This window comes from Caballeronia temeraria, from assembly GCF_001544795.2.
Classification (GTDB): Bacteria; Pseudomonadota; Gammaproteobacteria; order Burkholderiales; family Burkholderiaceae; genus Caballeronia; species Caballeronia temeraria.
Window position 1 is genome coordinate 353,300 of record NZ_FCOI02000002.1, and the last position, 13,923, is coordinate 367,222.

Consider the following 13,923-nt stretch of genomic DNA (forward strand, 5'->3'; position numbering starts at 1 on the left):
TTGGTGCGTGCCGGCACTTCCGCCGGCGCGATCCGAAGCACCTTTGAGGCGCCGCGATTTTAGCGCTGCCGCCGCCTCGCGTTGTCCGCCCATGCCCCTTTTTGCGGGACCTCGGGACCACTCTAACAACGAACTTATCGCCGCGCCAGCGCGCGCGGCGCACGTTAGCCGTTCGGCCTACCCTTCGCGCGAATGTTTCGCGAAATCGCGCAAACCCGCATGAACACTCGCATGGCATACGAGTTGCATAACTGGCGCGACCTTTTCTGCACGCTTCAATGGACGGCATCGAAGGATCAGCACACCACAGCGAGGGATACATGAAGCTCATTACCGCAATCATCAAGCCGTTCAAGCTGGACGAAGCGCGTGAAGCGCTGTCGGCCATCGGCGTCTCGGGCATCACGGTGACCGAGGTGAAAGGCTTTGGCCGACAGAAGGGGCATACCGAGCTTTATCGGGGCGCGGAATATGTCGTCGACTTTCTGCCGAAAGTGAAGATCGAGGCGGCCGTTTCGGACGACATCGTCGATCAGGCGATCGAAGCCGTCGAACGCGCCGCGCGCACGGGAAAGATCGGCGACGGGAAGATTTTCGTCACCGCGATCGAACAGGTCATCCGCATCCGCACCGGCGAGACCGGCGCCGACGCGCTCTAACAAGAAATTGGCGATAAGAGGAACCAGAAGAATGCGCAACTTTTTGATGTCACTGTTGGTGGCGAGCGCGCTGATCGGCGCGAATGTCGGCACCGCTCTCGCCCAGGATGCGTCCGCTCCGGCCGCTGCCTCGGCACCCGCGGATACCGCCTCGGCCACTCCCGCTGCACCCGCTGCACCCGCAAGCGCACCGGCCGCGGCCGCCGACGCTGCTTCCGCCGCCTCGGATGCCGCGCCCGCCGCGCCGACCGAGCCGGTCATGATCGACTCGTCGAAGATCAGCTCGGGCGACACGGCCTGGATGCTGACGTCCGTCGCCCTCGTGCTGTTCATGACGATTCCGGGCCTCGCGCTGTTCTATGCAGGCATGGTCCGCAAGAAGAACGTGCTCGCCACGGCCATGCAGAGCTTCGCGATCTGCTGTCTCGTGACGATCCTCTGGACGATCGTCGGCTACAGCATCGCGTTCACGCCGGGCGGGTCGTTCATCGGCGGCTTCTCGCGCGTGTTCCTGCACGGCATGGCCTACATCAAGGGCGACAAGGCGACGACGCTCACCGTGAGCCATCTCGCCACGACGATCCCCGAGTCGGTCTACTTCGCGTTCCAGCTGACCTTCGCGATCATCACGCCGGCGCTCATCACCGGTGCGTTCGCCGACCGCATGAAGTTTTCGGCGATGCTCGTGTTCATGACGCTGTGGTCGCTGATCGTGTACTCGCCGGTCGCGCACATGGTCTGGGAACCGACGGGCTGGCTCGCATCCGCTGGCGTGCTCGACTTCGCGGGCGGCACGGTGGTTCACATCAACGCCGGTATCGCGGGTCTGATGTGCTGTCTCGTGCTCGGCAAGCGTGTCGGCTACGGCCGCGAAGTGATGGCGCCGCACAACCTCGTGCTCTCGCTGATCGGCGCATCGATGCTGTGGGTGGGCTGGTTCGGCTTCAACGCGGGTTCGGCGGTCGCGGCTGACGGCCGTGCCGGCTTCGCGATGCTCACGACGCAGATCGCCACCGCGTTCGCCGCATTCGGCTGGATGTTCGCGGAGTGGATCACGAAGGGCAAGCCGTCGGTGCTCGGCATCATCTCGGGCGCGGTCGCGGGTCTGGTGGCGGTGACGCCGGCATCGGGCTTCGTCGGCGTGACGGGCGCGATCGTGATCGGCATCGTCGCGGGCGTCGTCTGCTTCTGGTCGGCCACGTGGCTCAAGCACAAGTTCAACTACGACGACTCGCTCGACGCGTTCGGCGTGCACGGCGTGGGCGGGATCATCGGCGCGCTCCTGACCGGCGTGTTCGCGGTGAAGGACATCGGCGGCTTCGACGGCAGCGTGCTCGTGCAGGCGAAGGGCGTGCTCGTCACGCTGGTCTACAGCGGCGTCGTCAGCTTCATCCTGCTCAAGGTCATCGACATGACCATGGGTCTGCGCGTCACGGAAGAACAGGAACGCGAAGGTCTCGACGTCACGCTGCACGGCGAGCACGTCGAATAAGTCTCACGCCGCGACCGGCGCGCCGCGAGAGGGCGCACCGGATCGCGGCAAGAACGAGCGCAGCGACTTCGCCCGCCTTCATGGCGGGCATTTTTTTGACTGCGGGATTTTCGTCGTGTTTTCGTCGAACGTGCGCGCGAAGTTCGCCGGAAGGACGCGCGGCAACGGCCGGGAAACCTTGTCAATTGGCGGTTCATACCCAATTAGGCAAAGCAATTGCTCTACAATCTTTTCTCTTCCGTCCGCGAGTAATACATGGTTCCGCACCTTGTTACGGCGTTAAGTGGCCCGCTGCTCGACCTCGAGCGGAAAATTCTCGAGGCCATGCCCGCTATCGAGCGCTGGTTCCGGCTCGAATGGCAAGAGCACACGCCGCCGTTCTACTGTTCCGTCGATCTGCGCAACGCAGGGTTCAAGCTCGCGCCCGTCGACACCAATCTCTTCCCCGGCGGCTTCAACAATCTGCCGCAGGAAGTGCTGCCGCTCGCGGTGCAGGCGGCGATGGCGTCCATCGAAAAAATCTGCCCGGACGCGAAGAATCTGCTCGTCATTCCCGAGCGCCACACGCGCAACGCGTTCTATCTCGAGAACGTCGCGCGCCTCGCGCTGATCATGCGGCAGGCCGGACTCAATATCCGCTTCGGCACGCTCGACGAAAACATTCACGGTCCGGTGACCATCGCGCTCGCGGACGGTCAGAAGATCGTGCTGGAGCCGCTCGAGCGCACGCCGCGCCGGCTGGGCCTGAAGAACTTCGATCCCTGCTCGATCCTGCTCAACAACGATCTCTCGGCCGGCATTCCGCCCGTGCTGGAAAATCTGCATGAGCAATATCTGCTGCCGCCGCTGCACGCGGGCTGGGCCGTGCGCCGCAAGTCGACGCACTTCTCCTGCTACGACGACGTCGCGAAGAAGTTCTCGAAGCTCGTCGAGATCGATCCGTGGATGGTGAATCCGTATTTCGCGCACGTGGAAGGCGTCGACTACGAAGCGCGCACGGGCGAGGAAGCCTTGGCCGAAGCCATCGACGGCGTGCTCAAGAAGATCGCGAAGAAGTATCGCGAGTACGGCATCAGCGAGCGTCCGTATGTGGTTATCAAGGCGGACGCCGGCACCTACGGCAAGGGCGTGATGACCGTGCACGACGCGAGCGAAGTCGCCGCGCTGACCAAGCGCGAGCGCACGAAGATGAACGACGCGAAGGAAGGCCTGCAAGTCCACGACGTGATCGTGCAGGAAGGCGTGCATACCTTCGAGCGCGTGGAGAATGCGGTCGCGGAACCGGTCGTGTACATGATCGACCGGTATGTCGTCGGCGGGTTTTATCGCGTGCACGATTCGCGCGAGCGCGATCAGAACCTCAATGCGCCGGGCATGCATTTCGTGCCGCTCGGCTTCGAGCATACGGCGCTGCCGGACACGCACGCGAAGCCGGGCGCCGCGCCGCCGAACCGCTTCTACATGTATGGCGTGGTGGCGCGGCTTGGGCTGCTGGCGGCATCGCTCGAACTCGAAAAGACCGATCCGGAAGCCATTCAGGTATGAGTTCGCGGCTTGCGGTAAGCTCGCAGGCCGCGCACTGAATTAGCCAATCGTCATGAACATCCTCTTTATCGCCGACCCGCTCGATCGTTTCAAGATCTACAAAGACACGACCTACGCGATGATGGCCGAAGCCGCGCGGCGCGGCCACGTGCTCTACGCATGCGAGCCGCAGCATCTCGCGTGGAACGGCGCGAAGGTCGAGGCGAGCGTGCGGCGCATCGCGATCGTCGGCGATGAAGCGAACAGCGATCGCTGGCCGTGGTACGCGGCCGAGCAGGCCGAGCATCTGCCGCTCACGCATTTCGATGCCGTGCTGATGCGCAAAGATCCGCCGTTCGACATGGAGTACGTGAACGCCACCTGGCTGCTGGAGATCGCCGAGCGCAACGGCGCGCGGGTCTTCAACAAGCCGCAGGCGATTCGCGATCACTCGGAGAAGCTCGCCATCGCGGAATGGCCGCAGTTCGTCACGCCGACGCTCGTCACGCGCGACGCCGCGCGTCTGCGCGCCTTCCACGCCGAGCACGGCGACGTGATCCTGAAGCCGCTCGACGGCATGGGCGGCATGGGCGTGTTCCGCGTGAAGGCGGATGGCATGAATCTCGGCTCGATCGTCGAGATGCTGTCCGAGGACGGCGCGCGCACGGTGATGGCGCAGAAGTTCATCCCCGAAATCACGGACGGCGACAAGCGCATTCTCGTGATCGGCGGCCAGCCGGTGCCGTATTCGCTCGCGCGCATTCCGCAGGGCAGCGAAGTGCGCGGCAATCTCGCGGCGGGCGGTCTGGGGCGTGCGCAGCCGCTGTCGGCGCGCGATCGCGAAATCGCCGAGACGCTCGGGCCGGTGCTGCAGGCGCGCGGCCTGCTGCTCGCCGGTCTGGACGCGATCGGCGACTATCTCACCGAAGTCAACGTCACGAGCCCGACGTGCTTCCGCGAAATCATGGATCAGACAGGCTTTGACGTGGCGGGCATGTTCATCGACGCGCTCGAACGCGCGGCGCATTGAGCCGGTCGACGAACGGAGCGCGTGCGTACATCGCGCCAAACTCGCTTTTGCGAGACTGTTAGAATTGACTTCCCGGTGTTGGCGTTTTCGGGGCGCGATCGCATTTCAAGTGCGGTCGAATATCGTGGCGCGGAATGCGGTTGATTTCCGCCCGACCAGCGCCCACTTTAGAGTTGTATCCGCGCCGCTCGCGCGTTTCGAGCGAACTCCGACTCAATCGTCTGATTTTTGTCGTTGAATTGTCGCTGAGGCATTACCTGACATGGCTGGCATTCTGATCATCGCGCACGCACCTTTCGCCACCGCGCTGCGCGAATGCGTGGCGCATATCTACGGCGGTCTGCCGGCGCGCATCGGCGTCATCGATGTGTCGCCCGACTGCGACCCGGTGGAAGTCCGCGCGTTCGCACGCTCGGAAATCGATCGTCTGAAGGAAGAAAACGGCGCGATCGTGCTCACCGACGTGTTCGGCGCGACGCCCGCGAATATCGCGGCGAGCCTGCACGATACCGACGTGCGCGTGATCGCCGGCTGCAACCTGCCGATGCTCGTGCGCGCCGTCTGCTACCGCGCGACGCCGCTCGACACCTTGACCGAAAAGATCCTTCAGGGCGGCTCGAAAGGCATCCAGGAACTGGATGCGTCCACGCCGCTCAATCCTTGCGCCCTCGCGACGAAGGCCGCCGGTTCGCCCGACCCGGCATGCTCGGCAAGCGCCGATCTCGTCAGCGCGAAGGCCGCCAGCCACTGACGCCGCTCATTTCATCCACCTAGCGCTTCGGAGCATCATGCTGCAACAAGAAACAACAATCGTGAACAAGCTGGGGCTCCACGCACGCGCTTCGGCCAAGCTCACACAGCTGGCGGGCAACTTTCAATGCGAAATCTGGATGAGCCGCAACGGCCGCCGGATCAACGCGAAGAGCATCATGGGCGTGATGATGCTGGCGGCGGGCATCGGCAGCACGGTGACGATCGAAACCGAAGGCGCCGACGAATCCGAAGCGATGCAGGCCATTCTCGGGCTCATCGCCGATAAATTCGGGGAAGGGCAGTAAGCGCATCGCCGTAATGTCCGTTCAATGAAAAGCCGCGTTTTCGACGCGGCTTTTTCATATCCGCATCACGCATTCGCGTAATTCGGTGCAACCGTTCCGGCCCTATCGCGACCCGGTGTTCAGGGACTTGCCGGCACATTCGAACTTATAATGGACGCGCGGTTTGTGCCCGTCGAGGGGGCTCCTGGCAGACCGCGACAATCAATAACTAGAGGAGGGGCGCGTGTCTTTCACGCTGCATGGCATTCCCGTCTCGCGCGGCATCGCGATCGGGCGCGCTTATCTGATCGCGCCGGCGGCGCTCGACGTAGACCATTATCTGATCGAGCCGGATCAGATCGACGCGGAAATCGACCGATTTCACGCGGCGCAGGCGGCCGTCGCCGCCGAACTCGAAGCGTTGCGCGAAGACCTCTCCGCCGACGCGCCCAGCGAAATGGGCGCCTTCATCAACGTCCATACGATGATCCTGAACGACGCCATGCTCGTGCAGGAAACCATCGACCTGATCCGCACGCGCCGCTACAACGTCGAGTGGGCGCTCACCGAACAACTGGAGATTCTCGGCGGCTATTTCGACGAGATCGAAGACGAATATCTGCGCGAACGCAAAGCGGACGTCGAGCAGGTCGTCGAGCGGCTGTTGAAGGCGCTCGCGGGCGCGCCGACGGCCGCGTCGCTCGTCGTGCACACGGCCGCGAGCAACGGGCACAACGAGATGATCGTCGTCGCGCACGATATCGCGCCGGCCGACATGCTCCAGTTCAAGACGCAGGCGTTCAAGGGCTTCGTCACGGATCTCGGCGGGCGCACGTCGCACACGGCGATCGTCGCGCGCAGTCTCGGCATTCCGGCGTCCGTCGGCGTGCAGCAGGCGAGCGCGCTGATCCGCCAGAACGATCTGATCATCGTCGACGGCGATCATGGCATCGTGATCGTCGATCCGGCGCCGATCGTTCTCGAAGAATATTCGTATCGCCAGAGCGAAAAGGTGCTGGAGCAGCGCAAGCTCCAGCGCCTGAAATTCTCGCCGACGCAGACGCTCTGCGGCACGAAGATCGAGCTGTGCGCGAACATCGAGTTGCCGGACGACGCGCAAGTGGCCGTCGAAGCCGGCGCGATGGGCGTCGGCCTGTTCCGCACCGAATTCCTCTTCATGAATCACAAGGATCAGTTGCCGGAAGAAGAGGAGCAGTTCGAGGCGTACAAGCGCGCCGTCGAGCTGATGAACGGCAAACCGGTGACGATCCGCACGATCGACGTCGGCGCGGACAAGCCGCTCGATTCGATGAGCGGCGGCGACGGTTACGAAACCGCGCCCAATCCCGCGCTGGGTCTGCGCGCGATTCGCTGGAGCCTGTCGGAACCGCAGATGTTCATCACGCAACTGCGCGCCATTCTGCGGGCGTCGGCGTTCGGTCCGACCAAGATTCTCATTCCGATGCTCGCGCACGCGCAGGAAATCGATCAGACGCTCGATCTGATCCGCGAGGCGAAGCGTCAACTGGATGAGGAAGGCGTCGCGTACGATCGCCAGGTTCAGGTCGGCGCGATGATCGAGATTCCCGCGGCGGCCATCGCCGTGCGGCTGTTCCTGAGCCGGCTCGATTTTCTGTCGATCGGCACGAACGATCTGATCCAGTACACGCTCGCGATCGACCGCGCCGATAACGCCGTCGCGCATCTGTACGATCCGCTGCATCCGGCGGTGCTGAATCTGATTGCGTTCACGTTGCGCGAGGCGAAGCGCGCGGGCGTGCCGGTGTCGGTGTGCGGAGAAATGGCGGGCGATCCCGCCGTCACGCGCCTCCTGCTCGGGCTCGGACTCACCGAATTCTCGATGCATCCGAGCCAGTTGCTGATCGTGAAGCAGGAAATCCTGCGCTCGAATCTGAAGGCGCTGGAGAAGCCGGTCGCGGATGTGCTCGCGGCTTACGAGCCGGCCGAATTGCAGGCCGCGCTCACGGCGTTGCAGAAGGTTTAGGCCAGTCCGTGATCCGCGATCAACCGATCCACCTGAGCGATGACTTGCTCGGGTGAGATCGCCGAGGTGCATTGAAAGCGCCCGGATTTGCCGTCGCGTCGTGGACACCATAGAAAATCGCGGTTGTCGAAGTCGCACGTCGTGTCGTTGAAGCAGCTATTGCACGCGTGAAAATTGATCACGCGATACGGCGTGCGGAACTCCGAATGCGGGTGACTGAAGCCGCTGATCATCACGACGGGCGCGCCTGCCGCCCACGCGAGCCACGACAGGCCGCTACTCAGTCCCACGAAAAAATCCGCGTGTTTCAGCAGATTCACCCGTTCTTCGAGCGGATGATTTCCGGTGAAATCCTCGCAGCCTTCCGGCATCGTGTTCACGACGTCGCCCGCGCCGTGCTCGCGATGCTGATCGATGCACAACACGCGATATCCCCGCGACTTCAGATGATCGATCAACGCCGGCCAGCCGCGCGGATTGTTCCAGTACTTGCACTGCGCCGTCGATTGCGTCGCGATGCAGACATAGCGCTCAGCCACGGTCCGAGCCGAATCCGCGATCACGATATTGGGCCGGCGCTCTTCGCACGGCACGCCGAGCATATACGAGGCCGCGTCCTGGAGGCTGCTGACGCGCGGATCGGTCGGCTGGTGATCGCGATCGGTGTACGGCGAAAAGAATCCGAGATGGTAGGTCGCGTAGAACGGTTCATCGATCGAATCGGCGGATTCGGGCGCGATGAAGCGTATCGACGGATAGCCGTTCACGAATAGCGCTCGCAGATGCGCCGGCAGCGCGACGTGGACTTCGCACTGCTCCTCCAACCGGAACGCTTCCACGGCCGGCATCCATGCGAGCGTATCGCCGAGCGCCGTCCCGGACGGATGGATCAGCACGTTGCGGCCGCGCGCGTCGTACGCGTGATGAAACACGAGACGCTCGCCGTCGAACACCTGAAGCTCGAAGCGCACGAAGTATTTGCGCCGGCTCGCGATGATCGAATTCGCTTCGACGTGCTCGTCGAAGACCAGGCTGAAGGTATCGAGATCGACCATGCGCACGCGCCAGCCATCGACGGGAACCTGCACCCGGCAACCATAATTGAAATCGTAAAGGATGCCTTCCGGCCCGATGAACCGGGGAGGCGATGGCCGCACGAACGCGCTATGCGTGAGCCCACGCTGCGCGCTTGCTGGCGAAATGGCGATGCCCAAAGGAGGATCCGGTCTCGGATGGAAGAGTCGGAAAGCTTAAGTGGACGGTCGTCGCGGCGGCGTAAGACGTGCCTTAATTAGCGCGCCGCTTCGCGATCGATGGTGTTTCCGCAGACCGCACAATCCGGCTGCCGCGCGATCTTCATCGTGTTCCAGTCCATGCGCAGCGAATCGAGCAACATCAACCGGCCCGCGAGCGTCTCGCCGAAGCCGCCGATCACGCGCAGCGCTTCCGCCGCCTGCATCGCGCCGATGATGCCGACCGTCGGCGCGAACACGCCCATCGTCGAGCAGGCGACTTCCTCGAACGGTTGATCCGGCGGAAACACGCACGCGTAGCACGGCGAGTCCGGCGAGCGGAAGTCGAAGGTGCTGATCTGTCCGTCGAAGCGCAGGGCCGCGCCCGACACGAGCGGCACGCGATGCGCGACGCACGCCGCATTGATCGCGTGGCGCGTCGCGAAGTTGTCGCTGCAATCGAGCACCACGGATTTGCCGGGCACGTTGATATCGAGCCATCCGGCGTCGGCGCGCGCGTTCACCGCGATGATTTCGATGCCGGGATTCAGCGCGCTCAGCGTCTCGCGCGCCGACTCCACCTTCGGCACGCCGACCGATCGCGTCATGTGCACGATCTGCCGCTGAAGGTTCGTGAGATCGACGGTATCGGCATCGACCAGCGTGATCTTTCCGACGCCCGCCGCCGCGAGATACATCGCCGCGGGCGCGCCGAGTCCGCCCGCGCCGATGATGACCGCGTGCGCATCGAGAAAGCGCTGCTGCGCCTCGATGCCGATTTCATCGACGAGGATATGGCGGGAATAGCGAAGGAGTTGATCGTCGTTCATCGCGGAAAGAATCGGCTGCTCGAACGAAGCATTCTAAGCGCGCAAAAGAGAAAAAGGCTTCGCAGCCTTACGCTGCGAAGCCTTTTGCAGGACTGCGGCAAACTTACTTCGTTTGCTGCGCGGTCGGCGCCGAAGCCGGCTGTGCGCCCGACGCCGGCGCGGAACCCGGCGTGGCCGGCAGCGCAGGCGCTGCGACGACCGGCGCCGATGCCGAACGCGCCGGCTTGTTCTGCGCGAGCTTGCGTTCGCTGTACGACTTCGACTCGACGACCTGCTTGCCTTCCAGCTTGTTCAGGCCTTGCTGGAGCATGAAGTCGTCCGCGCTGCCGAATTCGACCGGCTTGCGCTCGCGATCCTTGCGGCGCTGCTCGGGCGTCTTCTTGTCGTTCTGCTCTTCGAGAATGCGCAGTTGCTCAAGACGATCCGCTTCGCGCTGCTCCTGTTCCTTCTTCTCGTTCGGATCCTGCGTGTTCGCGAGGTGATTCGAGTAATCGACTTCGCGCGTGACGAGCGCGTCGTCCGGATCGCCGTCCGCGTATTGATCGACCGGGACGTCCGGGCGCACGCCCTGATTCTGGATCGACTTGCCGCTCGGCGTGTAGTAGTAGGCGGTCGTCAGGCGCAGGGCGCTGTCGGCGGTCATCGGACGCACGGTCTGCACCGAGCCCTTGCCGAACGTGGTCTTGCCGACGATCAACGCGCGGTGATGATCCTGCAGCGCGCCCGCGACGATCTCCGAAGCCGACGCCGAGTAAGCGTTGGTCAGCACGACCATCGGCACCTTCTTGAAGATTTCCGGCACATTCTTCAACGGATCGGAATCGAAGGACGGCAGGCGGTAGTTGTCGTAGGTGTCGCGGAAGGTCTGCTTCGCGTCCGCGATCTGGCCATTGGTCGACACGACCACCGCGTTATCAGGCAGGAACGCGCCCGCAACGCCGACCGCGCTTTGCAGCAGGCCGCCGCCGTTGTTGCGCAGGTCGAGCACGAGGCCCTTCAGATTCGGTTGCTGGCGCGCGAGATCCTGCAGCTTCGCGGCGAGGTCCGGCACCGTGCGCTCCTGGAAGCTCGTGATGCGGATATAGCCGTAGCCCGGCTCCGGCACCTTCATCTTCACCGACTGCACGCGGATCACGGCGCGCGTCACGGTGAGCGGGAACGTGCGGTCATCGCTCTTGCGGAAGATCGTGAGCGTGACCTTCGTGCCCGGTTCGCCGCGCATCTGCTTAACGGCTTTGTCGAGCGTCATGCCGCGCACCGGCTTGTCGTTGATGCGCGTGATGAGGTCGCCCGGACGAATGCCGGCGCGGAACGCAGGCGTGTCTTCGATCGGCGAAATGACCTTGATCAGGCCGTCTTCCGAAGAAATTTCGATGCCGAGGCCCGCGAAGCGGCCCTTGGTCTGCTCCTGAAGTTCTTCGTAGTCGGTCTTGTCGAGATAGGACGAGTGCGGGTCGAGGCTCGACACCATGCCCTTGATCGCGGCGGTGAGGAGCTTTTTGTCGTCGACCGGTTCGACGTATTCGTGCTTGATCTGACCGAAAACTTCGGCGAAAAGCCGCAATTGTTCGAGCGGCAGAGGCGAGGAAGCAGCTTGCTGTGCAGATGCGGAGATCTGCAGGGTGGCGAGCGCGCCGGCAGCAACGCCAACGGCTACCAGGCCGAAGTTTTTCAGGTTCTTTCGCATAGATAGTGCGGTCGGAATCGGATGGGCTGCATCGTTGGTGACGGGCCAGTATACCCGCTCACTTCGATTATCGACTTAAACGCAACTTAAATGCCTGAGGCTTTCATGCCTTGCAGCGTCGGCTCGCGCACGTTCAGACGGCATCCTGTCGACGCCGCCCGTGCTTCGTCAGCCGCCAGCCATGAATGCGGCGAGAGCGCCGCGACCGGCGCTCTCGTGCAGCGAATTGCTTGCCGGGCGGCTGAAAAAACCGCCCGCGCCGGGGTGTCAGCCCGCTTTTCCTTGCTTGGCGACAGCGGCTTGCGCCGCCGCGATGGCTTCCGGATCGCCCAGATAGTAGTGCTGGATGGGCTTCAGGTTTTCGTCGAGTTCATACACGAGCGGCACGCCGTTCGGGATGTTCAGTCCGACGATGTCCTGATCGGAGATGTTGTCCAGATACTTGACGAGCGCGCGGATGGAGTTGCCGTGCGCCGAGATCACGACCTGCTTGCCCGACTTGATGGCCGGCGCGATCGACTCGTTCCACACCGGCAGCACGCGCGCGACGGTGTCCTTCAGGCATTCGGTGAGCGGCAACTGCTCGCGCGGCACCTTCGCGTAACGCGGATCGTTGAACGACGCGCGTTCGTCGCCCGGTTCGAGCGCGGGCGGCGGCGTGTCGTAGCTGCGGCGCCAGACGAGCACCTGATCGTCGCCATATTTCTTCGCGGTTTCCGCCTTGTTCAGGCCCGCGAGCGCGCCGTAGTGGCGTTCGTTCAGGCGCCACGAATGCACGACCGGGATATACATCTGGTCCATTTCGTCCTGCACGTGCCACAGCGTGCGGATCGCGCGCTTGAGCACGGACGTGTAGGCGATGTCGAACTTGTAGCCGGCTTCCTTCAGCAGCACGCCGGCCTGGCGCGCTTCGCGGTTGCCCTGCTCGGTCAGGTCGACGTCGACCCAGCCCGTGAACCGGTTTTCCTTGTTCCACGTCGATTCGCCGTGGCGGATGAGCACTAGCTTGTACATGATATCGGTCGGTCAGTTGGAAAAGCGGTGCGCCGATCGCACCCCGTCATCCTGCCCGAGCGGGCGGGGTGCCGCCATCGGCCGGACGGCGGAGGCCATCGCGGGAAACGGTTATTTTATAATGCCCTGATTGCCCTCATTTCCCTTTCTTCCTTTCCTACTCAATTTCGGCGGCCCTCGACGTGAAGTTTTTCACTGATTACACGAATATCGCACTTATCGTTATCGCGCTCGTTTCCGGCGCGCTGCTCCTGTGGCCTGCCATCACGCGGCGCGGACGCGGCGGCATCTCCGCCGCCGAAGCCACGACGCTCATCAACCGGCGCAACGCCGTGATCGTCGATCTGCGGCCCGCCGCGGAATTCGCGAAGGGGCATCTGCCGTCGGCACGAAACGTCGAATTGACGGAGCTTCAAGCAAAAATCGGCCAGATCGCGAAGAATAAGAGCAATCCGGTCGTGCTCGTTTGCCAAACCGGTCAAGAATCGCAGCGCGCGAGCCGCAGCGTGTCCGAGGCGGGTTATGCCGAGGTCCACGTTTTGCAAGGTGGAGTAGACGCCTGGCAAAAAGCAGGCATGCCGGTGGTGAAACAAGGAGCAGTCAAGTGAAGAAAGTGTTGATGTACAGCACGGTCGTGTGCCCGTATTGCCAGATGGCCGAACGTCTTTTAAAGTCCCGCGGGGTCGAAACGATCGAGAAGATCCTGATCGATCGCGAGCCCGGCCGGCGCGAGGAGATGATGACGCGCACCGGACGGCGTACCGTGCCGCAGGTGTACATCGGCGAAACGCACGTCGGCGGCTACGACGATCTGTCCGCGCTCGACCGCAAAGGCGGCCTCGTGCCGCTGCTGGAATCGGTCTGAACACACGCTCGCGGCGCGCGATTCAAAACAAAGAGCGCACCGCATACCGAAATACCTAGGGAATCATTATGTCTGACGAGAACAACCAGCCGTTTTTCAACATCCAGCGCATCTATCTGAAGGACATGTCGCTCGAGCAGCCGAATTCGCCGGCCATCTTCCTCGAGCAGGAAATGCCGTCGGTGGAAGTCGAAGTCGACGTGAAGGCCGACCGCCTCGCGGAAAGCGTCTTCGAAGTGCTGGTCACGGGCACGGTCACGGCGAAGGTCACGGACAAGGTCGCGTTCCTGATCGAAGCCAAGCAGGCAGGCATCTTCGATATCCGCAATATTCCGGGCGAGCAGATCGACCCGCTCGTCGGCATCGCATGCCCGACGATCCTGTTCCCGTATCTGCGTTCGAATATCGCCGACGCGATCACCCGCGCTGGTTTCCCGCCGATCCACCTCGCGGAAATCAACTTCCAGGCGCTGTACGAGCAACGCATCGCCCAGCTCGCAGGCGCCCAGGAAGGCGCGGCGAACGGCGCGACGCACTGACGCTCACGC

Annotated in this window: 14 protein-coding genes; 10 read left to right on the forward strand and 4 right to left on the reverse strand. The window is 63.2% G+C overall.

All coding sequences use genetic code 11. The annotated features are described in order from the left end of the window. Positions 1-320: 320 nt before the first annotated feature. The 7 genes from AWB76_RS04145 to ptsP all read left to right on the forward strand — a co-directional run bounded on the left by AWB76_RS04145 (position 321) and on the right by ptsP (position 7,747). Positions 321-659 carry a P-II family nitrogen regulator gene (locus AWB76_RS04145; RefSeq protein ID WP_014190273.1) on the forward strand — a complete coding sequence of 113 codons (339 nt, stop codon included), beginning with the start codon at positions 321-323 and terminating at the stop codon, positions 657-659. Positions 660-690: 31 nt separating this feature from the next. Further along, positions 691-2,151, forward strand: coding sequence for an ammonium transporter (locus tag AWB76_RS04150; RefSeq protein WP_061158836.1), 1,461 nt, complete (start codon positions 691-693; stop codon positions 2,149-2,151). A 255-nt stretch (positions 2,152-2,406) separates the two neighbouring features. Then, positions 2,407-3,696 (forward strand): glutamate--cysteine ligase, encoded by a 1,290-nt coding sequence (gshA, locus tag AWB76_RS04155; protein WP_061158837.1) that lies wholly within the window; start codon positions 2,407-2,409, stop codon positions 3,694-3,696. A 52-nt stretch (positions 3,697-3,748) separates the two neighbouring features. Then, the gene (gene gshB, locus AWB76_RS04160) at positions 3,749-4,705 is read left to right on the forward strand and encodes a glutathione synthase (RefSeq protein ID WP_061158838.1); all 957 of its coding nucleotides are present in this window, start codon (positions 3,749-3,751) and stop codon (positions 4,703-4,705) included. A gap of 262 nt (positions 4,706-4,967) precedes the next feature. Next, the gene (locus AWB76_RS04165) at positions 4,968-5,456 is read left to right on the forward strand and encodes a PTS sugar transporter subunit IIA (protein ID WP_061158839.1); all 489 of its coding nucleotides are present in this window, start codon (positions 4,968-4,970) and stop codon (positions 5,454-5,456) included. A gap of 37 nt (positions 5,457-5,493) precedes the next feature. Then, positions 5,494-5,763: an HPr family phosphocarrier protein gene (locus AWB76_RS04170; RefSeq protein ID WP_061158840.1), complete on the forward strand. Its 270-nt coding sequence runs from the start codon at positions 5,494-5,496 to the stop codon at positions 5,761-5,763. Positions 5,764-5,986: 223 nt separating this feature from the next. Further along, a complete protein-coding gene (gene ptsP, locus AWB76_RS04175; protein ID WP_061158841.1) occupies positions 5,987-7,747 on the forward strand; it encodes a phosphoenolpyruvate--protein phosphotransferase in 1,761 nt (586 codons plus the stop codon). On the opposite strand, the gene AWB76_RS04180 is transcribed toward ptsP, so the two are convergent. From AWB76_RS04180 to gpmA, 4 genes are all read right to left on the reverse strand, one after another. Further along, the gene (locus AWB76_RS04180) at positions 7,744-8,961 is read right to left on the reverse strand and encodes an autotransporter strand-loop-strand O-heptosyltransferase (RefSeq protein ID WP_061158842.1); all 1,218 of its coding nucleotides are present in this window, start codon (positions 8,959-8,961) and stop codon (positions 7,744-7,746) included. The two genes, ptsP and AWB76_RS04180, sit on opposite strands and share 4 nt — an antisense overlap. 77 nt (positions 8,962-9,038) lie before the next feature. Continuing rightward, positions 9,039-9,809 (reverse strand): HesA/MoeB/ThiF family protein, encoded by a 771-nt coding sequence (locus AWB76_RS04185; RefSeq protein ID WP_061158843.1) that lies wholly within the window; start codon positions 9,807-9,809, stop codon positions 9,039-9,041. A 103-nt stretch (positions 9,810-9,912) separates the two neighbouring features. Next, on the reverse strand, positions 9,913-11,496 hold the full coding sequence (locus AWB76_RS04190) for a S41 family peptidase (RefSeq protein ID WP_061158844.1): 1,584 nt from the start codon (positions 11,494-11,496) through the stop codon (positions 9,913-9,915). Between the two features lie 267 nt (positions 11,497-11,763). Further along, positions 11,764-12,510 carry a 2,3-diphosphoglycerate-dependent phosphoglycerate mutase gene (gene gpmA / locus AWB76_RS04195; RefSeq protein ID WP_061158845.1) on the reverse strand — a complete coding sequence of 249 codons (747 nt, stop codon included), beginning with the start codon at positions 12,508-12,510 and terminating at the stop codon, positions 11,764-11,766. 182 nt (positions 12,511-12,692) lie between these two features. On the opposite strand from gpmA, the gene AWB76_RS04200 reads away from it, so the two are divergent. The 3 genes from AWB76_RS04200 (at position 12,693) to secB (ending at position 13,914) form a co-directional block, all read left to right on the forward strand. Beyond that, positions 12,693-13,118: a rhodanese-like domain-containing protein gene (locus tag AWB76_RS04200; RefSeq protein ID WP_061158846.1), complete on the forward strand. Its 426-nt coding sequence runs from the start codon at positions 12,693-12,695 to the stop codon at positions 13,116-13,118. Then, on the forward strand, positions 13,115-13,375 hold the full coding sequence (gene grxC, locus AWB76_RS04205) for a glutaredoxin 3 (RefSeq protein ID WP_061158847.1): 261 nt from the start codon (positions 13,115-13,117) through the stop codon (positions 13,373-13,375). The genes AWB76_RS04200 and grxC overlap by 4 nt, the downstream gene beginning before the upstream one ends. Before the next feature lie 68 nt (positions 13,376-13,443). Further along, positions 13,444-13,914, forward strand: a complete 471-nt coding sequence (secB, locus tag AWB76_RS04210; RefSeq protein ID WP_061158848.1) for a protein-export chaperone SecB — start codon at positions 13,444-13,446, stop codon at positions 13,912-13,914. Positions 13,915-13,923: the final 9 nt, after the last annotated feature.

What these genes read in the sequence shown, in the direction of transcription:
- gpmA (WP_061158845.1), bottom strand. Translation starts at nt 12,510, where the DNA reads ATGTACAAGCTAGTGCTCATCCGCCACGGCGAATCGACGTGGAACAAG.
- AWB76_RS04185 (WP_061158843.1), bottom strand. Translation starts at nt 9,809, where the DNA reads ATGAACGACGATCAACTCCTTCGCTATTCCCGCCATATCCTCGTCGAT.
- AWB76_RS04145 (WP_014190273.1), top strand. Translation starts at nt 321, where the DNA reads ATGAAGCTCATTACCGCAATCATCAAGCCGTTCAAGCTGGACGAAGCG.
- gshB (WP_061158838.1), top strand. Translation starts at nt 3,749, where the DNA reads ATGAACATCCTCTTTATCGCCGACCCGCTCGATCGTTTCAAGATCTAC.
- AWB76_RS04170 (WP_061158840.1), top strand. Translation starts at nt 5,494, where the DNA reads ATGCTGCAACAAGAAACAACAATCGTGAACAAGCTGGGGCTCCACGCA.
- AWB76_RS04165 (WP_061158839.1), top strand. Translation starts at nt 4,968, where the DNA reads ATGGCTGGCATTCTGATCATCGCGCACGCACCTTTCGCCACCGCGCTG.
- AWB76_RS04150 (WP_061158836.1), top strand. Translation starts at nt 691, where the DNA reads ATGCGCAACTTTTTGATGTCACTGTTGGTGGCGAGCGCGCTGATCGGC.
- AWB76_RS04190 (WP_061158844.1), bottom strand. Translation starts at nt 11,496, where the DNA reads ATGCGAAAGAACCTGAAAAACTTCGGCCTGGTAGCCGTTGGCGTTGCT.
- gshA (WP_061158837.1), top strand. Translation starts at nt 2,407, where the DNA reads ATGGTTCCGCACCTTGTTACGGCGTTAAGTGGCCCGCTGCTCGACCTC.
- secB (WP_061158848.1), top strand. Translation starts at nt 13,444, where the DNA reads ATGTCTGACGAGAACAACCAGCCGTTTTTCAACATCCAGCGCATCTAT.